Annotated in this window: 22 protein-coding genes and 1 pseudogene; 14 read left to right on the top strand and 9 right to left on the bottom strand. The window is 65.9% G+C overall.

The window, feature by feature from the left end; all coding sequences use genetic code 11:
* Positions 1-115: 115 nt before the first annotated feature.
* Positions 116-880, bottom strand: coding sequence for a PLP-dependent aminotransferase family protein (locus tag KB879_RS14775; RefSeq protein ID WP_249221310.1), 765 nt, complete (start codon positions 878-880; stop codon positions 116-118).
* A 395-nt stretch (positions 881-1,275) separates the two neighbouring features.
* Between KB879_RS14775 and gdhA the strand changes: the two genes are divergently transcribed.
* The 7 genes from gdhA to KB879_RS14740 all read left to right on the top strand — a co-directional run bounded on the left by gdhA (position 1,276) and on the right by KB879_RS14740 (position 8,854).
* Positions 1,276-2,619: an NADP-specific glutamate dehydrogenase gene (gdhA, locus tag KB879_RS14770; RefSeq protein WP_041228692.1), complete on the top strand. Its 1,344-nt coding sequence runs from the start codon at positions 1,276-1,278 to the stop codon at positions 2,617-2,619.
* Positions 2,620-2,959: 340 nt separating this feature from the next.
* On the top strand, positions 2,960-3,646 hold the full coding sequence (locus KB879_RS14765) for a hydrolase (RefSeq protein WP_013953543.1): 687 nt from the start codon (positions 2,960-2,962) through the stop codon (positions 3,644-3,646).
* Between the two features lie 59 nt (positions 3,647-3,705).
* Entirely contained in the window at positions 3,706-4,527 is an 822-nt protein-coding gene (locus tag KB879_RS14760; protein ID WP_211981900.1) for an alpha/beta fold hydrolase, read from the top strand.
* Between the two features lie 5 nt (positions 4,528-4,532).
* Entirely contained in the window at positions 4,533-6,473 is a 1,941-nt protein-coding gene (locus KB879_RS14755; RefSeq protein WP_013953541.1) for an amidohydrolase, read from the top strand.
* Positions 6,474-6,507: 34 nt separating this feature from the next.
* A complete protein-coding gene (locus tag KB879_RS14750; RefSeq protein ID WP_013953540.1) occupies positions 6,508-6,948 on the top strand; it encodes a DoxX family protein in 441 nt (146 codons plus the stop codon).
* A gap of 118 nt (positions 6,949-7,066) precedes the next feature.
* The gene (locus KB879_RS14745; RefSeq protein WP_013953539.1) at positions 7,067-8,527 is read left to right on the top strand and encodes an aldehyde dehydrogenase family protein; all 1,461 of its coding nucleotides are present in this window, start codon (positions 7,067-7,069) and stop codon (positions 8,525-8,527) included.
* Positions 8,528-8,566: 39 nt separating this feature from the next.
* Positions 8,567-8,854 (top strand): XapX domain-containing protein, encoded by a 288-nt coding sequence (locus KB879_RS14740; protein WP_013953538.1) that lies wholly within the window; start codon positions 8,567-8,569, stop codon positions 8,852-8,854.
* An 8-nt stretch (positions 8,855-8,862) separates the two neighbouring features.
* Here the strand turns inward: KB879_RS14740 and KB879_RS14735 are convergent.
* Positions 8,863-9,836 (bottom strand): annotated as a pseudogene (locus tag KB879_RS14735) (tripartite tricarboxylate transporter substrate-binding protein).
* A 187-nt stretch (positions 9,837-10,023) separates the two neighbouring features.
* On the opposite strand from KB879_RS14735, the gene KB879_RS14730 reads away from it, so the two are divergent.
* Positions 10,024-10,953, top strand: coding sequence for a LysR family transcriptional regulator (locus KB879_RS14730; RefSeq protein ID WP_041228923.1), 930 nt, complete (start codon positions 10,024-10,026; stop codon positions 10,951-10,953).
* A 245-nt stretch (positions 10,954-11,198) separates the two neighbouring features.
* Here the strand turns inward: KB879_RS14730 and KB879_RS14725 are convergent, their stop codons facing one another.
* Positions 11,199-11,627 (bottom strand): phasin family protein, encoded by a 429-nt coding sequence (locus KB879_RS14725; RefSeq protein ID WP_013953534.1) that lies wholly within the window; start codon positions 11,625-11,627, stop codon positions 11,199-11,201.
* A gap of 280 nt (positions 11,628-11,907) precedes the next feature.
* On the opposite strand from KB879_RS14725, the gene KB879_RS14720 reads away from it, so the two are divergent.
* Positions 11,908-13,449, top strand: coding sequence for a methyl-accepting chemotaxis protein (locus KB879_RS14720; RefSeq protein WP_211981899.1), 1,542 nt, complete (start codon positions 11,908-11,910; stop codon positions 13,447-13,449).
* A 70-nt stretch (positions 13,450-13,519) separates the two neighbouring features.
* Here KB879_RS14720 and KB879_RS14715 read toward each other — a convergent pair whose 3' ends face one another.
* Positions 13,520-14,881, bottom strand: a complete 1,362-nt coding sequence (locus KB879_RS14715) for an esterase-like activity of phytase family protein (protein WP_013953532.1) — start codon at positions 14,879-14,881, stop codon at positions 13,520-13,522.
* A gap of 338 nt (positions 14,882-15,219) precedes the next feature.
* On the opposite strand from KB879_RS14715, the gene KB879_RS14710 reads away from it, so the two are divergent.
* A complete protein-coding gene (locus tag KB879_RS14710) occupies positions 15,220-17,457 on the top strand; it encodes an NADP-dependent isocitrate dehydrogenase (protein ID WP_041228691.1) in 2,238 nt (745 codons plus the stop codon).
* An 84-nt stretch (positions 17,458-17,541) separates the two neighbouring features.
* On the opposite strand, the gene KB879_RS14705 is transcribed toward KB879_RS14710, so the two are convergent.
* Positions 17,542-17,769, bottom strand: coding sequence for a hypothetical protein (locus tag KB879_RS14705; protein ID WP_018308943.1), 228 nt, complete (start codon positions 17,767-17,769; stop codon positions 17,542-17,544).
* A gap of 325 nt (positions 17,770-18,094) precedes the next feature.
* Between KB879_RS14705 and KB879_RS14700 the strand changes: the two genes are divergently transcribed.
* The 4 genes from KB879_RS14700 (at position 18,095) to KB879_RS14685 (ending at position 19,716) form a co-directional block, all read left to right on the top strand.
* Entirely contained in the window at positions 18,095-18,298 is a 204-nt protein-coding gene (locus tag KB879_RS14700) for a cold-shock protein (RefSeq protein WP_010812830.1), read from the top strand.
* Positions 18,299-18,476: 178 nt separating this feature from the next.
* Positions 18,477-18,779, top strand: a complete 303-nt coding sequence (locus tag KB879_RS14695; RefSeq protein WP_013953528.1) for a hypothetical protein — start codon at positions 18,477-18,479, stop codon at positions 18,777-18,779.
* A gap of 142 nt (positions 18,780-18,921) precedes the next feature.
* Positions 18,922-19,248, top strand: coding sequence for a hypothetical protein (locus tag KB879_RS14690; RefSeq protein ID WP_041228690.1), 327 nt, complete (start codon positions 18,922-18,924; stop codon positions 19,246-19,248).
* Positions 19,249-19,341: 93 nt separating this feature from the next.
* Positions 19,342-19,716: a hypothetical protein gene (locus tag KB879_RS14685; RefSeq protein ID WP_013953526.1), complete on the top strand. Its 375-nt coding sequence runs from the start codon at positions 19,342-19,344 to the stop codon at positions 19,714-19,716.
* A 29-nt stretch (positions 19,717-19,745) separates the two neighbouring features.
* On the opposite strand, the gene KB879_RS14680 is transcribed toward KB879_RS14685, so the two are convergent.
* The 4 genes from KB879_RS14680 to KB879_RS14665 form a co-directional block, all read right to left on the bottom strand.
* On the bottom strand, positions 19,746-20,000 hold the full coding sequence (locus tag KB879_RS14680; RefSeq protein ID WP_013953525.1) for a hypothetical protein: 255 nt from the start codon (positions 19,998-20,000) through the stop codon (positions 19,746-19,748).
* 86 nt (positions 20,001-20,086) lie between these two features.
* Positions 20,087-20,308, bottom strand: a complete 222-nt coding sequence (infA, locus tag KB879_RS14675) for a translation initiation factor IF-1 (protein WP_008646230.1) — start codon at positions 20,306-20,308, stop codon at positions 20,087-20,089.
* Between the two features lie 98 nt (positions 20,309-20,406).
* Positions 20,407-20,631: a hypothetical protein gene (locus KB879_RS14670; RefSeq protein ID WP_013953524.1), complete on the bottom strand. Its 225-nt coding sequence runs from the start codon at positions 20,629-20,631 to the stop codon at positions 20,407-20,409.
* 425 nt (positions 20,632-21,056) lie between these two features.
* On the bottom strand, positions 21,057-21,965 hold the full coding sequence (locus tag KB879_RS14665) for a LysR family transcriptional regulator (RefSeq protein ID WP_211981898.1): 909 nt from the start codon (positions 21,963-21,965) through the stop codon (positions 21,057-21,059).
* Positions 21,966-22,021: the final 56 nt, after the last annotated feature.

The following is a 22,021-nucleotide window of genomic DNA, read 5'->3' as shown; positions in this document are numbered from 1 at the left end:
GTACTCATCCAGCCATTTCATGCGCACGGCAGTCAACGCCGGCATTCGGCCGCCACCGCGAGGCCCTTTGCCGTAGCAGGTCACGATATGCGCCGCTACCAGGCGTGCATACGTCTCACCGATCAGCGCGCCGTGTGGAGAACGACGACAAGTAGAGGACGCGGGACTGCGCGGCACTGCCGGTGGCGAGCGCCAGGATGCTGGCTACTGGGTTGCCGCAGAGGCGCAGCTCTCCATAGGGATCGTCCTCGATGATGTAGGTGCCGGCGCGACCGGCAAGGTCGACGAGCTGCCGGCGTCGCGTCAGGGAGAGCGTGCGACCGCTCGGGTTGCCAAAGTTCGGGACGACGTAGATAGCCCTGACCGGATGACGCGAAGCGTAGGACTCGATCCAGTCCACATCGATGCCTGCTTCGTCGGATGGCACGGAGATAATACTGGCCTCGGCGAGGCCGAAGGTCTGCAGCGCTGCGAGGTAGGACGGCCGTTCCACGAGCACCGTGTCACCGGGGTTGAGCAAAGCGCGCGCGGCCAGATCCAGGCCCTGTTGTGAACCCGACGTGACCAGGATGCTGGTCGGATCCGCTACGATGCCGCGCAGCCGGAGCAATTGCGCGATCTGATCGCGCAGCGCCGGCTCGCCTTCGGTCAGTCCGTACTGGAACGCAGCGGTATCGCCGCTGTCAAGCACTGCAGCCAGCGCTTCGCGAAGACCTGCGGAATCGAACAGATCCGGTGCGGGGATGCCACCGGCAAGCGAGATGACGCCTGGTGCCTTGCTGTACTTCAGCAGGTCCCGTACTGCAGAGCTCTGCACGCGGCCTACGCGAGTAGCAAATGCCTCTTTCCCGCCTTGCAGTGCGGTCGTTGTCTGGTTCATCTATCCCCTGGTTCGGTGTTGCCGTCCGGCAAGACGAGTGTAGGGAGCAGCGACTAATGCCATGCGTGCAGAAATACCACCTTTGTGCTTTATTGCCCTGATTATTTCTGGGAGCAGAATTAAGAATGGCTTTAGGGCTGTCCGCTGATCGCACGGAAATCCCCGCCTCACGCACAAAAATGCGGCTTTCACGCCGCTGTCACAGGTGTTTTGACTGTTGTGTGCCCCACGCTGGTGCTAAAGTGCTGCGTTGTCAGACATTCACGGCCCGCCGTGAATGTCTGACAACCGGAGGCCACCCACCTTCCATCGGCGCAACGCCAGACGGCACCACAGACCGGTACCAAGCCGGCAAGGCTGCCGGATCCAGCCACTCCAGCACAGCAGAGACATCCGTGAATTCTCCCTCCCTTGACGCATTCCTGGCGGGGGTTGCCCGCCGCGACCCCAATCAACCTGAATTCCTCCAGGCCGTGAAGGAAGTGATGATGACGCTCTGGCCCTTTGTCGAGCGCAATCCGCGCTACGCCGACCAGGCCCTGCTTGAGCGGCTGGTGGAGCCTGAGCGCGTGATCCAGTTCCGCGTGGCCTGGACCGACGACCAGAACCGCGTGCAGGTCAACCGCGCCTTCCGCGTGCAGCACAGCTCGGCCATCGGCCCGTTCAAAGGCGGCATGCGCTTCCACCCGACCGTGAACCTGTCGGTGTTGAAGTTCCTGGGCTTCGAGCAGACCTTCAAGAACGCGCTGACCACGCTGCCCATGGGCGGCGGCAAGGGCGGCTCGGACTTTGATCCCAAGGGCAAGTCCGACGCCGAAGTGATGCGCTTCTGCCAGGCGCTGGTGACCGAGTTGTTCCGCCACCTGGGCCCGGATACCGACATCCCGGCCGGCGACATCGGCGTGGGCGCACGTGAAGTCGGCTTTATGGCCGGCATGATGAAGAAGCTGTCGAACCAGTCCGCCTGTGTCTTTACCGGCAAGGGCCTGGCCTACGGCGGCAGCCTGATGCGCCCGGAAGCGACCGGCTACGGCACGGTCTACTTTGCGCAGGAGATGCTGCACCGTCGCGGGCGCGCCTTCGACGGCCTGCGCGTGCTGATCTCCGGCTCGGGCAACGTGGCCCAGTACGCAGCAGAGAAGGCGATCGAGCTCGGCGCCACGGTGCTGACGCTGTCCGATTCCGGCGGCGTGCTGCACTACCCGCAAGGCATGACCACCGGGCAGCTGGCCGAAGTGATGGCCTTCAAGAATGAAGAGCGCGGCCGCCTGTCCGACTTTGCCGCCCGCCACGGCATGACCTTCGAAGCCGGCCGCACCCCGTGGCACGTGCCCGCCGACGTGGCGCTGCCGTGCGCCACCCAGAACGAGCTGGACGGCAACGACGCCGAGACCCTGCTCGGCAATGGCGTGATCTGCGTGGCCGAAGGCGCCAACATGCCGTCGACGCTGGAAGCCGTGGACCGCTTTGTCGACGCGAAGATCCTCTACGCCCCGGGCAAGGCCAGCAATGCCGGCGGCGTTGCCACTTCCGGACTTGAAATGTCGCAGAACGCCATGCGCCTGTCCTGGCACCATGCCGAGGTCGACGAGAAGCTGCACGCGATCATGAAGGACATCCACCAGAACTGCATCCACCACGGCCAGAAGGCGGGTGGCTATATCAACTACGTGGAAGGCGCGAACATCGCCGGCTTCGTCAAGGTGGCCGACGCCATGCTGGCGCAAGGCGTGATCTGACCTGAAGTTCCGGCCGGCGCAATGCCGGCCGCTGCCGGGCGGGTGCAGGCACGCACCCGTCTGGCGCATCTCCCCCCGATTTCCCCAGGCAGTATCCATCCCGCAGCGCCGGGCAGCGCCCCCCATGCCGTCATCCGCCGCCACGGCCTGCCGCCCGGCTGCATCTCCCGATTATTCGCAAACCGCGAACACTGTCCTCGGAGTTTGGCCCGTAGTCAGTGTATGGCGCCTTGCCTACTATGCACACACACCAAGCGAACGCCACTGGTGAATGAATGCAGCGGTAGCAATTACTAACTTGCAAGCCAGCCTACCTAACGCCCCCTGACCGGAGATCATCATGACGAACCCCAAGCTCGAAGTCCTGACCCCGCAAAACAGCCAGCTGATCTTCATCGACCACCAACCGCAGATGGCGTTCGGCGTCCAGTCGATGGACCGCCAGGCGATGAAGAACAACGTCGTCGGCCTGGCCAAGGCGGCAAAGATCTTCAATATCCCGACGACGATCACCACCGTCGAGAGCGAGTCGTTCTCGGGCTTCACCTATCCGGAACTGCTCGACGTGTTCCCGGACCAGAAGACGCTGGAGCGCACCTCGATGAACTCGTGGGACGACCAGAAGGTGCGCGATGCGCTCAAGGCCAACGGCCGCAACAAGGTGGTCGTGGCCGGCCTGTGGACCGAGGTCTGCAACACCACCTTCGCGCTGTGCGCGATGCTCGAAGGCAACTATGAGATCTACATGGTGGCCGATGCCTCCGGCGGCACCTCGAAGGAAGCCCACGACTACGCCATGCAGCGCATGGTCCAGGCGGGCGTGGTGCCAGTGACCTGGCAGCAGGTGCTGCTGGAATGGCAGCGCGACTGGGCCCACCGCGACACGTACGACGCGGTGATGAAACTGGTCAAGGAGCACTCGGGCGCCTACGGTATGGGAGTGGACTACGCCTACACCATGGTCCACAAGGCTGCGCAGCGCACCGCCACGCCGCATGAGGCACTGGCCGCCGTGCCTGCCCGCTGAGCCGGCACTGAACCCGCCGCAAGTTCACCCGATCCCTTGATGCATCCAGGAGCCCCATCATGAGCATCATCACGACGCAGGACGGCACGCAGATCTTCTACAAGGACTGGGGCAGTGGCCAGCCCGTGGTCTTCTCGCACGGCTGGCCCCTCAATGCCGATGCGTGGGATGCGCAGATGCTGTTCCTGGTGCGGCAGGGGTTCCGGGTGATCGCCCATGACCGCCGCGGCCATGGCCGCTCGGACCAGCCGGCGCAGGGCAACGACATGGACACCTATGCCGATGACCTGGCGGCGCTGCTGGACGCGCTGGACCTGCGCGATGCCACGCTGGTGGGCCATTCCACCGGTGGCGGCGAGGTGGCGCACTACATCGGCCGCCATGGCACCGGCCGTGTCGCCAGGGCCGTGCTGATCGGCGCGGTGCCGCCGATCATGCTCAAGACCGCGGCCAACCCCGGCGGGCTGCCGATCGATGTGTTCGACGGCATCCGCAAGGGCGTGGCCGACAACCGCTCGCAGTTCTACCAGGACCTGGCGACGCCGTTCTTCGGCTTCAACCGCCCCGGCGCCAAGGTCTCGCAAGGCACCATCGACGCCTTCTGGGCGCAGGGCATGGCCGGCGGCATCGTGGGCCAGTACGCATGTATCAGGGAATTCTCGGAAGTCGACTACACCGAGGACCTGAAGAAGTTCGACGTGCCCACGCTGATCCTGCATGGCGATGACGACCAGATCGTGCCCATCGACGCTTCGGCGAAGCGGTCGGCGGAACTGGTCAAGGGCGCGACCCTCAAGGTGTATCCGGGCGCTTCGCACGGCATGTGCGTGGTCAATGCCGACCAGGTCAACGCCGACCTGCTGGCCTTCCTGAAGGCCTGAGCCAGATGTCAGTCACCCGCCGGCAATTTATCGCTTCGGCCGCCGCGCTCGGCGCGGCGCCTTTTTCGGAGACCTTCGCCATGTCGCCTGGCAGTCAACCCAGCCTCATCCTCGTCAATGGCAAGTTCACTACGCTCGACAAGTCCAAGCCGCAGGCGGACGCCGTCGCGATCCGTGACGGACGCTTCGTCGCCGTCGGCACGCGCCAGGACATCATGAAGCTGGCCGGCGCGCAGACCAAGGTGGTCGACCTGAATGGCCGGCGGGCCATTCCCGGGCTGATCGACAGCCATATGCATATCATCCGCGGTGGCCTGAACTACAACATGGAATTGCGCTGGGACGGCGTGCGCTCGCTCGCCGATGCCATGCGCATGCTGAAGGACCAGGTCGCGCGCACGCCAGCGCCGCAATGGGTGCGGGTGGTGGGCGGCTTCACCGAGCACCAGTTCGCCGAGAAGCGGCTGCCCACCATCGACGAACTGAATGCCGTGGCGCCCGATACCCCGGTATTCATCCTGCACCTCTACGACCGCGCCATTCTGAACGGCGCCGCGCTGCGCGCAGTGGGCTACAACAAGGACACGCCGAACCCTCCGGGTGGCGAGATCGTGCGCGATGCACGCGGCAATCCCACCGGGCTGCTGCTGGCCAAGCCCAATGCGACCATCCTCTACGCCACGCTGGCCAAAGGCCCGAAGCTACCGCCCGAGTACCAGAAGAACTCGACGTGCCACTTCATGCGCGAGGTGAACCGCCTGGGCGTGACCGGCGTGATCGATGCGGGCGGCGGCTACCAGAACTATCCCGAGGACTACAGCATCATCGAGGAGCTGCACAAGGAAGGTCAGCTCACGGTGCGCCTGGCCTACAACCTGTTCACGCAGAAGCCCAAGGAAGAGCTCAGCGATTTCAAGACCTGGACGTCGACCGTGAAGCCAGGCCAGGGCGATGACCTCTATCGCCACAATGGCGCCGGCGAAATGCTGGTGTACACCGCGGCCGACTTCGAGGACTTCCGTGTCGAGCGCCCCGACATGGCGCCGTCGATGGAAGCCGACCTGGAGCCAGTGATTCGCCTGCTGGCCGAAAAGCGCTGGCCGTGGCGCCTGCATGCGACCTATGACCAGACCATCACGCGCGCGCTCGACGTCTATGAAAAGGTCGCCAAGGACATCCCGTTCAACGGCCTGAACTGGTTCTTCGATCACGCCGAGACCATCTCCGACCGCAACATCGACCGCATCGCGGCGCTTGGCGGCGGCATCGCCGTGCAGCACCGCATGGCCTACCAAGGCGAGTACTTTGTCGAGCGCTACGGTGCCAAGGCCGCTGAAGCCACGCCGCCGATCAAGAAGATGCTGGAGAAGGGCGTGAAGGTCGGCGCCGGCACCGATGCCACGCGCGTAGCCTCGTACAACCCGTGGGTCTCGCTGTACTGGCTGACCACGGGCAAGACCGTGGGCGGCATGTCGATGTATCCACAGGCCAACCTGCTCGATCGCGAAACGGCGCTGCGCCTGTGGACCGAGGCCAACACGTGGTTCTCGTCCGAAACCGGCAAGAAGGGGCAGATCAAGGCGGGCCAGCTGGCCGACCTGGCCGTGTTGTCCGCCGACTACTTCGCGGTGCCGGGCGACGACATCCAGGACATCACGTCGGTGCTGACCGTGCTCGGCGGCAAGATCGTCTATGGAGACAGGGAATTCGGCAAGCATTCGCCACAGATCCCACCCGCGATGCCGGACTGGTCGCCCGCCCGCCACGGCAGCCAGTACCAGCCGCGCCCGCAAGCCCAAAAGCTGGCCTTGAACACGGCCTGCGGCTGTGCCAGTTCGTGCGGCGTGCACGGCCATGCGCATGCCAGGGCCTGGACGGCCGGCGTGCCCGCCTCGGACGAGAGTACGTTCTGGGGCGCGCTGGGTTGCTCATGCTGGGCGTTCTGAAGCCGCTGCGTTGCCGATGCGAGGAGACCCGACCATGACTGCCCATCCCCTCCCCCCCGCGGCGGGCGCAGCGACCACGCCCTCGGCCTGGCTGCGCTGGCTGGCGCTGCTGGCACTGTCCGCGCCCTACCTGCAGGGTGGACTGGTCAAGGCGGCTGACTTTGGTGCCGCCATCGCCGAGATGCAGCACTTCGGCCTGGCGCCGGCCGCACTCCTGGCGGCGGCCGTGATCGTGCTGGAACTGGGCGCGGCCGCGCTGATGCTGAGCGGGCGGCTGCGGTGGCTGGGCGCGCTGGCGCTGGCCGTGTTCACCGTGCTGGCAACTTTTGTCGCCAACTGCTTCTGGCAGGCGCCGCCGGATGCGCGCTTCGGGCAGGCCAACGCTTTTTTCGAGCATATCGCGCTGGCCGGCGGCCTTTGCCTGGTGGCCTGGGAAGACCTGCGGCAACGCCGCGCGGCCATGGGCCAGGCATGAGCCAGGCCGCCAAGCCCGCGCCGATCCCCGGCGCCGCCGCCCCCGCCGGCGGCAGCTTCGCGCCGCTGGCGCATGGCACCTTCGCCGTGCTACGCATTCCCCGTCCCCAAGGACCCCCATGCACAACCAGCTGTTTATCGACGGCCGCTTCGTCGATGCCCTCGACGGGGACACCCTCGACATCGTCAATCCGCACGACGGCAGCCTGATCACGCGCGTGGCCGCGGGCGCGCAGCTCGATATCGACCGCGCCGTGGCCGCGGCGCGCCGCGCCTTTCCAGCATGGTCGCGCCTCGCCGCCGGCGAACGGGGCAGGCTGCTGGCGCGGCTGGCCGACGCCATTGACGCCGACACGGGGCTGGCCGAACTTGAAAGCGCCGACACCGGCCACCCCATCCGCGATGCGCGCGGCCTTGACGTGCCGCGCACCGCGGCGTGCTTCCGCTATTTCGCGGGCATGGCCGACAAGATCGAAGGCACTGTGGTGCCGGTCGAACCCGGTTTTCTCAACTACGTGCAACGGGCCCCGGTCGGCGTGGTGGGGCAGATCGTGCCGTGGAACTTCCCGCTGATGTTCACCGGCTGGAAGCTGGGGCCGGCACTGGCGGCGGGCAACACGGTGGTGCTCAAGCCGTCGGAGCTGACGCCGCTGTCCGCGCTGCGCGTGGCGGCGCTGGCGGCTGACGTTGGCTTCCCGCCGGGCGTGATCAACGTCGTGCCCGGCTTCGGCAACGTGGCCGGCCAGCGGCTGGCCAACCATCCCGACGTGGACAAGATCGCCTTCACGGGCTCCACCGCCACCGGGCGGCGCATCGTCGAGGCCTCGCGCGGCAACCTCAAGCGCATCCAGCTTGAGCTGGGCGGCAAGGGCGCCAATATGGTCTTCGCCGATGCCGACCTGGATGCCGCCGTGGCGGGCGCAGCCTGGGCCAGCTTCCACAACCAGGGCCAGGCCTGCATTGCCGGCTCACGCCTGCTGCTGCATGAGGACATCGCCGATGCCTTCCTCGCGCGCTTCGTGGCGCTGGCGCAATCGATCCGCGTGGGCGATCCGGCCGACCCCGCCACCGAGATGGGGCCGCTGACCTCGGCCGCCCATCGCGACCGCGTGCTGGAGTCTGTGGAGATGGCACGGGCCCAGGGCGGCACCGTGCTGGCCGGCGGCAAGGCGCCCGCCGACCCCCGCCTGCGCCAGGGCTTCTATGTCGATCCCACCGTGGTCGCTGCGCGCCCGCAGGACCGCATCGCCAAGGAAGAGGTCTTCGGCCCGGTCGTCACGGTACTGCGCTTTGCCAGCGACGAGCAGGCGCTGGCCATCGCCAACGCCACGCAATACGGGCTGGGCAACGGGCTATGGACGCGCGACCTGGCCCGCGCGCACCGCCTCGCACGCGATATCCGCGGCGGCATGTGCTGGGTCAACTGCTACAAGCGCGTCCATCCGGGCAGCCCCTTCGGCGGCGTGGGCGAATCCGGCTACGGGCGCGACATGGGGTTCGAGGCGATGCACGGCTACACCGAGTCGCGCTCGGTGTGGATCAACGTGGATGCCGGCATTGCGCCGCACTTTGCGCGCTGACGCCCGCGCGGCACCACCAACCATTTCAGGGAAAAAGCAATGAAGCTCTATCTGGTATCACTGGCCGCCGGCATCCTGGTCGGCATCATCTATGCACTGTTGCAGGTGCGCTCGCCGGCGCCGCCGGTGGTGGCGCTGATCGGCTTGCTGGGCATGCTGATCGGCGAGCAAGTGGTGCCGCCCGTCAAGCGCCTGCTGGCGGGCGAGCCGGTCACGGTGGCCTGGTTCCGTGGCGAGTGCGTGCCGAAGATCACCGGCGCACCGGCGGCGCCGACGGCGGCACGCCCGGCAGCGCAGGACGCCGGGGACCAGCCGCAGGCGCACTAGGCATTGCGCTAGCCCAGCGCCAGCGTGCGTTGCCGCGTCAGCTCCGCCCAGCGCGCCGCTTCGGAAGCGACTAGCGCATTCATCGCTTCACGTCCGCTGGCCACGACTTCGAAGCCATTGTCGTAAAGGCGCTGCGTTACGGCCGTTTCGCGCAGCGTCTGGCTGACTGCGGCGGCCCGGCGGTCGAGTTGCGCGGCCGGCGTACCGGCCGGCGCGATCATGCCGACCCAGGAGTAGCTGACCAGGCCCGGCCAGGTGTCGGCCAGCGTGGGCACCGTCGGCAGATGCGGATTGCGCGCAGAAGCGCTGACCGCCAGCGCCCGCAGCTTGCCGGCCTGCAGTTGCGCCAGCACCAGCGGCAGGCTGGCAAACATCGAGTCGACATGGCCGCCCAGCAGGTCTTTCAGTGCCGGGGCGCCGCCGCGGAACGGCACGTGCAGGCCATGGGTGCCGGCGGCCTGGTGGAACCATTCGGCGGTCAGGTGGTTGGAACTGCCGACACCCACGGAGGCATAAGACACCTCGCGCGACTGCCGGCACGCCCGTACATAGCCTGCAGCGTGCGCCACGGCGACGCGGCCGGCACCACCAGCGCCATCGGCGCGCGCACCATGTAAGACACGCCGGTGAGATCGCGCCCGGCGCGGTAAGGCAGGTTCGGGTAGGCCAGCGGCTCGGTTGCATACGAGTCATAGACCAGGCCGATGGTGTGGCCATCGGCCTTGCTGCGCGCCACGATGCTGGTGCCGATGGTGCCGCCGGCGCCGTCGTGGTTCTCGATCACCACGTTCTGGCCGAGCCGCCGTCCGAGGCCCGCATGGACTTCGCGCGCGGTCTTGTCGACCACGCCGCCTGGCGCAAACGGCACGACCAGCACCAGCGAGCCGTTGCTGCGCGCCTGTGCGCCGGCGCGGCCGGCCAGCAGCACGGCCGCGGCGCCGCCCAGCACCAGCCGGCGGCGATGCAATGCACGGATCTGCATGACGGATCTGCCCCTCGTTCGCTATGATTGCCGTCGAACTGCCTTCTGATCGCGGCTGGAATGGCGCCGCGCGTCAACGTTGTGCAACCAAGCGCGGCAAGTTGCCGGGCGCTCCCATCGGCCCGGCGAGCGCCAGATGGTAGCACTGCCGCGTGTCAACATCGATCCCTTCGCCGCCGGGTTTGCCATGGACCGTTTTCTAAGTATCGAAGCCTTTGTCAGGGTCGCGGACACGCTTAGCTTTGCCGAGGCCGCGCGCCAGCTCGGCGTGACCAATTCCGTGGTCAGCCACCGCGTGCAGCAGCTCGAGAAGTACATCAACGCGCCGCTGTTCCATCGCAGCACGCGGCACGTGCGCCTGTCGGAAGTGGGCGAGACCTACTATCGTCAATGCGCCGACGTGGTCGCCAACCTGACCGACCTGACCGACCAGATGCGCGACCTGCGCGCCACCCCGGCCGGGCGCCTGCGCATCCAGGTGCTGCCCGGGTTTGCCATCCGGCACTTCGCCGACATCCTGGCCGGCTTCAGCCAGCAGTATCCGGATATCGAGCTGGACATCGTCGTCAACGACCGCGTCATCGACCCGATCGAAGAAGGCTTCGACGTGGCCTTCCAGATCTTTGCGCCCCAGAACGATTCGCTGATCGCGCGGCGCTTGTTCACGCTGCGCCGCATCTTCTGCGTGGCCCCGGCGTTCATCGAACGCTGGGGCAAGCCGGAGCGGCCGGCGGACCTGATCTGCAGCAAGGTGGCGCTGTATTCCGCCTACCCGACCCGCAACAAGTGGACCTTCTCGCGCGATGCCGAATCGGTCGAGATCGACCTGGCCCCGCGCATGCGCACCAACTCCGTCCACCTGTTGCGTGACTACGCCGTCAGCGGCGCCGCCGTGGTCTGCCTGCCCACGCTGGTCGCCAGCGAAGACCTGCTGGCCGGCCGGCTGGTGCCGGTGCTGCACGACTATTCGCTGTCATCGTTCGAGTTCGCCGCCGTGTATCCGGCCACGCAGCGGCAGGCGCTGAAGGTGCGGGTGCTGGTGGACTACCTGGCGGAAAGCCTGCAGGGCGAGCCGCCGTGGGATGTGCCGTTGATGGAGCGGGGATGGGTGCGGTGAGGCCGCCTTCAGGGAGCCGGGACCCGCGGCGGTAGTGCCAGGGTCGTCGCCTGCCGCGGCGGTGGCACGGCTTGCGGCTACGATAGCGTAGGTCCCCAATCGTTCCTCCACACAGGAAGCAACTACCTCGGCAACGACCCGGCCAGTACCAGGGTGAAGCATCGGCCGGCGGACCTCGAGGCGCACGCCCGCTTTGCCGGGGCGATTGCCCCAGCCCGCCCGAGCAGCGCTAGCGGTGGTCTGCGCTAGCCTTTGGTCTTCGGCTTGAGCAACTCGCCAGCCTCCTTCACATTCTGCTCGGCGCGCTTGCTGATCACCGCAAGCGCCTCGGCCTGCGCCTTCTGCGCGGTTTCGGCCAGCGCGCGCATGTTCTCCAATGCCTGGTGCAGCTGCTGCTGCACGAATTCACTGTGCTTGGCCATGGCCTCGGCAGGATTGCCCGCGGTGCTGTACTGCTGAGCGGCCGCCTGCAGCTGCTGCATGGTCTGGGCGAAGATCTCCTGCTGCTTCTGCACGACGGCCTGGATACCCTCATAGGCCAGCTTGTTGGCCTCGGTCAGGGCCTCGATGTCCTTGCGGCGCGCTTCGATTACCGCGCTCATGTCCACGCCCGGCAGGCGGAACTGTTCCATCATCTTGGTGAAGTCTGCAAAGGGATTGGGAGGCGTGGCCATGCTGGGTCTCCTTCTGGAAGGACTGGCAGGGTGGCCGGCGGCGGGGTTGGCATGCTCCCTTCGGCCGGATTCCTGTCCACTATAGCCGGTATCCGCACACTTCTGGCCGTCAATCGAGGAAGACCCTAAAGATTCCGGACCCCATGCCGTTGGCATCCATAGCCCGCAAGTGCGTCGGCCCGACCGGGCCCGTCCGCGGACGATGAGAGCGAAGAACGCCGCGCCGGTCCCAGGCGCGGACCGGCACTTCGCCGTAACCAGTGCTAATCAGGTAGAAGACATGAAGAATCTAGGCATCGGGGTCCGCCTCGGCATCGGCTTTGGGGTGGTATTGCTGCTTTCTGCGCTCATGACGGTATTCGGCATGATGCGCCTGCAACAGGTGGCTGAGCGCACGCACGCAATGATGCAGCAGCCGCTGACCAAGGAGCGGCTGGTCAGCGACTGGTACCGCCTCATGCACACCAGCGTGCGCCGCACCACGGCGGTGGCGCGCAGTGCCGACCCGTCGCTCGGGGCATTCTTCGCGGCCGAGACCAAGGCGTCGATCGAAGGCATCGCCGCGCTGCGCGACAAGCTCCAGCCGATGCTCAGCTCGGCCGAGGAGAAGGCCGCATTCCAGAAGATCCTGAGTGTGCGCGACCCGTACAACAACGGCCGCGACAAGATCACCAAACTCAAGCAAGAGGGGCTGACCGAAGAGGCCAACCAGGTGCTGGAGAAAGACTTCGTTCCCGCCGGCGACGCCTACCTGGGCGAGATCCAGAAGCTGCTCGACACCCAGCGCGCCAGCATCGACGCCACCGCGCGCGATATCAACGGCATCTACGTCAACGCCCGCAATAGCCTGATCGGGCTGGGCGTGGTGGTGCTGGCGATCGGCATCGCGTTCTCGGTATGGCTGACGGCGGGCATCACGCGGCCGCTGCATCGCGCCGTGGCGGTGGCGCGCACCGTGGCGTCGGGCGACCTGACCAGCCGCATCGACGTCGACAGCCGCGATGAAACCGGACAGCTGCTGCAGGCGCTGGCGGACATGAACGCCAATATCCTGCGCATCGTGCGCCAGGTGCGCGCGGGCACGGAGTCGATCGTGTCCGGCACCAGCCAGATCGCGGCCGGCAACACCGACCTGTCGCAGCGCACGGAAGAACAGGCCTCGTCGCTGCAGCAGACCGCGGCCAGCATGGAAGAGCTGACCAGCATCGTGCGCCAGAACGCGGACAACGCGCGACAGGCCAGCACGCTGGCGGTCAATGCCTCGGACATCGCCGAGAAGGGCGGCGACGCGGCGGGCAAGGTTGCCGAGACCATGGAAGAGATCAACGGCGCGTCGAGGAAGGTGGTCGACATCATCGCCGTGATTGAAGGCATCGCTTTCCAGACCAATATCCTGGCGCTCAATGCCGCGGTGGAAGCGGCGCGTGCCGGCGAACAGGGCCGCGGCTTCGCCGTGGTCGCGGGCGAGGTGCGCACGCTCGCGCAGCGCAGCGCCTCTGCCGCCAAGGAAATCAAGGCGCTGATCGGGGATTCGGTCGATCGCGTCGAGAAGGGTTCGATGCAGGTGACGCAGGCCGGCCAGACCATGGTGGAGATCGTTGCCGCGGTCAAGCGCGTGACCGACATCATGGGCGAGATCAGCGCGGCCTCGGCCGAGCAGAGCGCGGGGATCGAGCAGGTCAACCAGGCGGTGACGCAAATGGATACCGTGACGCAGCAGAACGCGGCGCTGGTGGAAGAGGCCGCCGCTGCAGCGGGCTCGCTGGAGGAGCAGGCACAGCGGCTGAAAGAGGCAGTGTCGACGTTCAGGCTGGCGGCGTAAGCGCACCCTGTTTGTTTTCTCCCCTCTCCCGCAAGCGGGAGAGGGGAGAATCCCCCATCACAGCAGACGCTCACCGCGCCTTCAAGAAATCCGCCACCTCCAGCAACACCAGCTCATTGTCATCCGCCTGGTTCGGCTCGCGGCTGCTGCTGAAGGGCAGGTTGTTGTCGTTGCCCACCACGATATGCGTGGCGTCGACCACGTCGACGTTCTCGATGGTGAAAAAGGGGAACGCCAGCACGCCATCCGTCAACGGCTTGCGCGCAAGCTTGCCCGGATCGGCAATGCGCAGCAGGTCGATATAGCCGATCTTGCGCAGCGGCCCGCCGGCGTTGGCATCGCTCAGTTCGACCTTGTACACGCGCTTGAACTTGGCCACGTCGTCAAAGCAGTCCGGGCGCTTCTGCCCGGCCGGGCAGGCCTTGTCCGGCGTGCCTTCGCCGTTGTCGCGCTCGATGATAAGGCCGGTGGTGGCATCGATCATGTTGAAGTCGCCGATGGCATGGCTGGCGCCTTCCAGCACGTATTTCCAGTGGCGGCCGGTCCAGGCCTGCTGCCTGACATCAAACTCCAGCACGCGCAGGTAGGGCTTGCCGCCTTCGTTCTCGTAACCCTTGGCGGCCTCGTCCCACAGCGCGCCTTCCAGCAGCGCGTACAGCTTGCTGCCGTCGGGCGAGGACGCCATGCCCTCGAAACCCTTGGAGCGCCGCACCTGGAACTTCACGCTGCCGTCCGGCGCGCCGGGCGCGGTGACGGCGGGATGGTCGGGCGAGCGCACCACCTTGCCGTCGACCATGGTGTCGAACACGGCCAGTACCTTGCCGTCCAGGTCCGCCTTGATCAGGAACGGGCCGAATTCATCGCCGATCCACAGCGCGCCGCCGGCGAACTGGAAGCTCTCCGTATCGAAATCCGACCCCGTCAGGTAGCGCTGCCTGGTGCCCTCGTGGACGATGCGGAACGGCACCTTCTTGTCGGGGTCGTGCAGGAAGATGGTCTTCAGGCGCTGCAGGCGGCCGCTGCCAAAGTCCACCTTGTAGTGGTTCAGGTACAGCATGAAGTCCGGCGAGTTGGCCTTGGCGCCGGCGCCGTTGTCGGTCAGCACCCAGAAACTGCCGTCGGCCATGCGCTTGATGCCGGAATGCCCCTGTGCCGGCTGGCCGCGGAACGGCAGCGACACGCCGGTGGGGCGGCCATTGGACTTGCCTTCGACCGTGCCCGGCGTGTCCACACGCTGCGCGGTGGTGAACTTGCCGCTGACCTGCAGGTCAGCGGGCGCGTCCTTCGGCACGGCAAGCAGGGTCTGGGCCGGCAGCACCGCGTGGCCGGCCAGCGTGGCGGGGTAGGCAGCAGGGGCCTGCGCCCAGGCCTGCGCCACCCCCAGGCAGCCCAGTGCGATGGCCGCCTGGGCCAGCAGCAAATGACGAGACATTGTGGTTTTCCTTGGCGTTGAAGAGGACAAAACCCTGCATTGTCGACGCCAAGTTTGACAGGACTGTGATCCGCGGGGCGCACGGCCCGGTCATGTTGCGCCGCAGCGTAGGCGCCATGCGGGCACCGTGCCGGTGCAATCTGCGAACAATCATGCTGCGCGGGCGGCCCAATGCGGCACCGGCGTCCGGATTTTTGCCGATAGCCGCGCAAAAAGCAGTGGGATTTCAGGCCCCTGAAAGCAAACTGAGGCAAAATTCTATTTTTCGCCTAGTTTGCCGCCGGCTGTGACCCAGCAGGCGGATGTCCCACCACCCGTTCGAGGATCTGAGAGAAGCAATGAGTAACCAGCAACCCACCATCATCTACACGCTGACCGACGAAGCTCCGCTGCTGGCGACCAGTGCGTTCCTCCCGATCATCCAGACCTTCACCAAGCCGGCCGGCATCAACGTGACCACCAGCGATATCTCGGTGGCCGGCCGTATCCTGGGCGAATTCCCCGAATTCCTGACCGAAGCACAGCGCGTGCCGGACAACCTGGCCGAGCTGGGCAAGCTGACGCAGCTGCCGGACACCAACATCATCAAGCTGCCCAACATCAGCGCCTCGGTGCACCAGCTGGTGAGCGCCATCCGTGAACTGCAGGGCAAGGGCTACAAGGTGCCGGACTATCCGGAAGACCCGAAGACCGACGAAGAAAAGGCCATCCAGAAGCGCTACTCCAAGTGCCTGGGCAGCGCCGTGAACCCGGTCCTGCGCGAGGGCAACTCCGACCGCCGCGCACCGGCAGCGGTCAAGAACTTCGCGCGCAAGCACCCGCACAGCATGGGCGAGTGGAGCATGGCTTCGCGCACGCACGTGGCGCACATGAAGCATGGTGACTTCTACCACGGCGAAAAGTCCATGACCCTGGACAAGGCGCGTGACGTCAAGATGGAACTGGTCACCAAGAGCGGCAAGACCATCGTGCTCAAGCCCAAGGTCTCGCTGCTGGATGGCGAGATCATCGACAGCATGTTCATGAGCAAGAAGGCGCTGTGCGACTTCTATGAAGAGCAGTTCGAAGACGCGCGCAAGACCGGCGTGATGCTGTCGCTGCACGTCAAGGCGACCATGATGAAGGTGTCGCACCCGATCGTGTTCGGCCACGCCGTCAAGATCTTCTACAAGGAAGCCTTTGCCAAGCACGGCGCGCTGTTCGATGAACTGGGCGTGAACGTCAACAACGGCCTGGTCAACCTGTACGAGAAGATCGAGGCGCTGCCCAGCTCCAAGCGCGAAGAGATCATCCGCGACCTGCACGCCTGCCACGAGCATCGCCCGGAACTGGCCATGGTGGATTCGGCCAAGGGCATCTCCAACCTGCACGCGCCCAACGACGTGATCGTCGATGCCTCGATGCCGGCCATGATCCGCATCGGCGGCAAGATGTGGGGTGCCGACGGCCGTCCGAAGGACACCAAGGCCGTGATCCCGGAAAGCACCTTTGCCCGCATCTACCAGGAGATCATCAACTTCTGCAAGACCAACGGCAACTTCGACCCGACCACCATGGGCACTGTGCCCAACGTGGGCCTGATGGCGCAGAAGGCCGAAGAATACGGCTCGCACGACAAGACCTTCGAGATCGCCGAAGACGGCGTCGCCAACATCGTCGACCTGGCCACCGGTGAAGTGCTGCTGACGCAGGACGTTGAGCAGGGCGACATCTGGCGCATGTGCCAAGTCAAGGATGCGCCGATCCGCGACTGGGTCAAGCTGGCCGTCACGCGCGCGCGCAACTCGGGCATGCCGGCCGTGTTCTGGCTGGACCCGTACCGTCCGCACGAGGCCGAGCTGATCAAGAAGGTCGAGGCCTACCTGAAGGGCTACGACACCACCGGCCTGGACATCCAGATCATGTCGCAGGTGCGCGCCATGCGCTACACGCTGGAGCGCGTGATCCGCGGCCTGGACACCATCTCGGTGACTGGCAACATCCTGCGCGACTACCTGACCGACCTGTTCCCGATCATGGAACTGGGCACCAGCGCCAAGATGCTGTCGATCGTCCCGCTGATGGCCGGCGGCGGCATGTATGAAACCGGCGCCGGCGGTTCGGCACCGAAGCACGTCAAGCAGCTGGTGGAAGAGAATCACCTGCGCTGGGATTCGCTGGGCGAGTTCCTGGCGCTGGCGGTGTCGCTGGAAGACGTGGGCATCAAGACCGGCAACGCGCGCGCCAAGATCCTGGCCAAGACGCTGGATGCTGCTACCGGCAAGCTGCTGGACAACAACAAGAGCCCGTCGCCCAAGACCGGCCAGCTGGACAACCGCGGCAGCCAGTTCTACCTGGCGATGTACTGGGCGCAGGAACTCGCCGTCCAGTCGGACGACGCGGAACTGGCCACCAAGTTTGCGCCGCTGGCCAAGACGCTGACCGACAACGAGCAGAAGATCGTTGGCGAACTGGGCGCCGTGCAGGGCAAGCCGGTGGATATCGGCGGCTATTACATGCCGGAAGCCGACAAGCTCAGCGCCGCAATGCGCCCGAGCCAGACGCTGAACGCCGCGCTGTCGACCGTGACGGCCTGACCGGACTGGCCCGCCTGGCGGGCCGGCAGGTGTCGCAACCCCGGGCCCTGGCCCGGGGTTTTTCTTTTTGCGCCGCAGATGGCGCTATGGCTGCTGCGCTTCCATATGGATGTCCCACCCCTGTTCCGGACCGCTCTTCTGGTCACGGTACGTCCAGAGCGCGCCGCAGTCCTGGCAGACGAAGCTGCTGATGGTGATGGCGGCGGAACCGGCGGGCTTTATGCGTCGGGTGTCGGTGATGCGCAGTGCCGCGTGCCCGGGGGCGCCGCGCACGTGGCGTTCAATGGCCTGGCAGGCAGTGCAGAGTGTCATCCGTGTCTGTTCCGTTCGATCGGCCACTGTAGCATGCCGGCGCCTTCGGGGCCGGAAGTGGACGTGCACATGCGGCGCACACGGGATTTCGCCCGGCGAGACCCTCAACCCGGCACTTTCCATGTGATTTGGACCCGATCCGGCGAAGTTCATTGACATGCCTGAGTGGGGCCTGTATAAGGTTGAGTGCAGGATCTTTCAAGCAGCAACCTAGAAGTCCAGGTGCTTGCCCACACGGCGCCACTTTTTCTCCTTGTGTCTTCCTTGATCGTCATGCCTTGCCGGCGCTTTTGCCGGTGAGAAAAAACTTATTGAGGAATCCAACATGGAAACCGGTACCGTCAAGTGGTTTAACGATTCGAAGGGTTTTGGCTTCATTACGCCTGATGCAGGCGGCAACGACCTGTTCGCGCACTTCTCCGAAATCCAGGGCAACGGCTTCAAGTCGCTGCAAGAAGGCCAGAAGGTGCGTTACGTCGCTGGCGTCGGCCAAAAGGGCCCGGCCGCGACCAAGATCGAGCCGATCTGAATCGCACCGACCTGAGTTGAGCTGAGCGCCGAGGCGCCAGTCCAATGAAAAAAGCTCCGCCAACGCGGAGCTTTTTTATTTCCGTTGCCGCTATTCCCCGCAACGGTGAAATAAAGCCACTGCTGGCGCGGCAACAAGCGTAGAGTGGGGGCAGGATCACCAAACGGCGGAGGCTGCCATGGATATCTATCCGGCTGCAACTTACAAGGGATACGACCTCTATCCCCTGGTGTACAAGCACGCCGCCGAGCGCATATGGCCCGAGCCGCGGCCCGACCGTTCCTTCGATGCTGCCGTGGTGATCTGCCTGGAAGGCGAGTCGCCCGAAGGCATGCAGGCGCGCACGTTCCGCCTGGACGCTGCACCGTGGGATAACGTCGGTGGCGCGCGACGCGGTGCGTTGCGCTATGCCGAGGCCATCATCAATGGCGCGGTGCCGGGGGTATCGGTAACAACGGCCGGCGCGCCGATGGCGTCCTGAAGGTCCGACGACGGGCCCTGGCGCCGTGGTGCATTCTTTACCACTGACGCCCGCGCAGGGCCATAGCTCATGTCGTGCGCGTGATCCACATGAGTTCAGCAATCCTTCCTATCAGCGCGGCACGATGCCGCATGGAGATGTCGTGAGCGACAGCAGTCCCAGCCGCAGTCCCGGCAACACTGTTCCCGGCAGTACGCCCTTTGCCAGCTACAAGGGTTTCGATCTGTATCCCCTGGTTTATCGCCATCGGCCTGAGCAGGCCTGGCCGCGCATCAAGCCCGACAACAGCTTCCTCGCGTCGATCGTGATTTGCCGCGAGGGCTATCGCCCTGGCAGCGACCATGCGCGCGTGTACCCCATGGGTGAATCGCGTTGGGAGAACATCGGCTCGGCGCGCCGCGGTGCGCTGCAGTTCGGCGAAGATATCATCAATGGCCTGGTCGCCGGCGAATCCGTGACGTCGATCTAGGTATTATCCGGTTCCGCAGCGGCCTGATACAGGCCGTTTGCGGAGCGGGGAAACAGGCGCGGCGCTATCCGTCAGACTGCAAGGAGTCCGTTCATGGACATGCGTTCGGGATCATCTGGTTTTCTGTGCACGTTGCCCGGTGAGGGCAAAGGCATCACCTATCACGTAGCAGTCTGCTTTATCGATGCGGAGCGTCCCACTGGGGTGCTGTTCACCAGCTTCGTGGGTGTGGGGCGGCGGTCGTTCGGCGTGCTGGCCGAGCAAGGGGCCCTGCAGGGTCAGCTTGCCGCCAGCGGCGAGGCGCTGTGCCGCCTGGCCATCGGCCAGGTGGTGCGCGACCAGTTGCACGACAAGGCACGCGAGGGCGATTCGGTTCTGGACCTCGCCGCCTCACCATGGGACGGCGAGCTGAGGCCGGTCGGCGCGGGGCTCAGGACGGCCCGGCCGCATGTGCGCGTGCTTGGCTGAGGCCGCACGCAATCGTCAAGCCCGGTCAGTCAGATCTGGAATACTGGGTCGCCGTGGCGCTCCAGCAGCGCCTCGATCAGCGCCATGTCGGCGATCTCGGGAGTACGGTCTTCCACCGCGCGCGACGGCCCGCAATAGGTGGCCGTCACATGGCGCCTGACGGTCAGCACGCCTGACGCGGGCGGTGCGACTTCAACCGCCTGCCACGGTGCATGCCGGTAACTGCCTGCCTGCCAGCCTTCGGGCGTCAGGTGCACGGCTTCCCATTCTTCGATGACGGACATGATCGGTTCTCCTTGATTGAGGGATGAATCGTTAGCGGGACGGCACGCGCCGGCGCGGCGCATGCCATGGCGAGGGGACGCTGGCTTTACGACTTGTGCCGGTAGTTGATGCGTCCCTTGGTGAGGTCGTAGGGCGACATCTCCAGCGTGACGCGGTCGCCCGCCAGCACGCGGATGCGGTTCTTCTTCAGCCGTCCGGACGAGTACGCCCAGACTTCGAAGCCGTTTTCCAGGATCACGCGGAAACGGTTGTCGGGCAGGACTTCCGACACCTTGCCGCCAAATTCGACCAGTTCTTCTTTTGCCAAGGAGGCTCCTTGCTGTAGCCGCGCCGCTTGTGCGCGAGCTGTTGTGACGGCCAACTGGACACCAACTGGCCGATGGGATGGGGCTTGCTATGCCTGGCTTACTGCTGGCGCAGGCGTGCCGCGGCGCGTTCGCCGGCACGGCGGGCTGACTGCCTCGCGCGGGCTTCAGAGCGGTGCGTGTCGTGGCGCATTGCCACGTTGGCGACGATGCGTTCGGCGCCATTGCGGTATTCCGCAATCATGTAGGTCGCGAACCAGAGGCCGGGTTCCTGCTGGATGGGATAGACGGAAACGGTGTAAGGGGTAGGGTTGATTCGATTCAATGTGATGCCTGTTCATGGGCGCGGCCGCAGGTGGCGCGGTGCATCGGATTGCCGATGCTGAGCGTCGCGCGGTGGCGGCCGTTCGCCGTTGCTGTGTGCCAGCGTCGGGCCCGCGCGGCAGCACGGGCGTTGAATCTGGCGTGAAGTGGACCATGCCTGCGCAAGCCGATGCGCCGGGTACAGGGGCGATCGTTGCGGAGCGGACATGCCGCCGGTCGGATAAGGGTGGTGGGCCGTTCGGCCCAAAGACGCATCGGGTGTACGCCCGATATGCCGCCGCTGAATGCTTTTGTGAGATTGTCTTGCGGCTGGCGCACGGATGTCGGGCGTTGCCGATCCGTGCATAGAATGCCGAATGATACCACTTCCGGGCCAATCCTGCCCGCGTGACGGGCAGTGCCCCTGGTGCGGCCGCCTTGTAGTGCTCAGTGTTCGCTGATCTGCGCGAAGCGCTGCGACAGGAAGTCGATCAGTTCACGCACCGAAGGCAGCAGCCCGCGCCGTGACGGGAACACGGCGTGGATCACGCCGCCCCTGACCGACCAGTCCGGCAGGACCTTCACCAGCCGGCCATCGCGCAGCTCGTCGGTCATCATCATGACCGGCAGCTGCACGATGCCGGCACCGGCCACGGCCGCGGTGCGCAGCATGATCATGTCGTCGGTGACCAGCCGGGGCTTGTGGTGCAGGTCGGCGCTGGCGCCATCGGGGCCATACAGCGACCAGGTGTGCGAGGGGCGCGGCGGGCCCAGGTCCAGCGTTGGCAGCGCGTTGAGGTCCGCGGGCGCCAGCAGCGGCCCATGGCCGGCCAGCAGCGCCGGGCTGGCCACGAAGCACCAGGCGCGCTCGGCCAGCACGCGCATCACCAGGTCGCTGTCTTCCAGTGGCGGCACGCGCACGCGGATGGCCAGGTCGATCCCCTCTGCCACCACGTCCACGCGCCGGTTGGTGGCTTCCAGGTGCACGATGACCTTGGGGTTCGCCGCCATGAAATCCGCAATCATGTCGCCCACGCGCGCGTGCAGCAGCGCCACCGGGCAGCTCATGCGCACCAGGCCGCTGGGTTCGGCGCGGGTTTGCACGATCGCGCTCTCGGCCGCTTCGGCCTCCACCAGCATGGCCTTGCAGTGGGTGTAGTACCTCTGTCCCAGTTCTGTCACGGAGAAGCGCCGCGTCGAGCGCTGGATCAGGCGCACGCCGAGGCGCTCTTCCAGCATGGCCACGCGCCGGCTCAGCTTGGACTTGGGTATGCCGAGCACGCGCCCGGCGGGCGCAAAGCCCTGGTGGTCGACTACCTGCGCGAAGTAATACAGGTCATTCAGGTCGGGATGCAAGCGGGCGGCTCCTGTCGTCCTGCCAGTAGGACGCTGAGGGCAGATTTTCCGTCCTA

The organism is Cupriavidus sp. KK10, assembly GCF_018223725.1.
Classification (GTDB): domain Bacteria; phylum Pseudomonadota; class Gammaproteobacteria; order Burkholderiales; family Burkholderiaceae; genus Cupriavidus; species Cupriavidus necator.
This window is presented reverse-complemented; position numbering and strand designations above follow the sequence as displayed.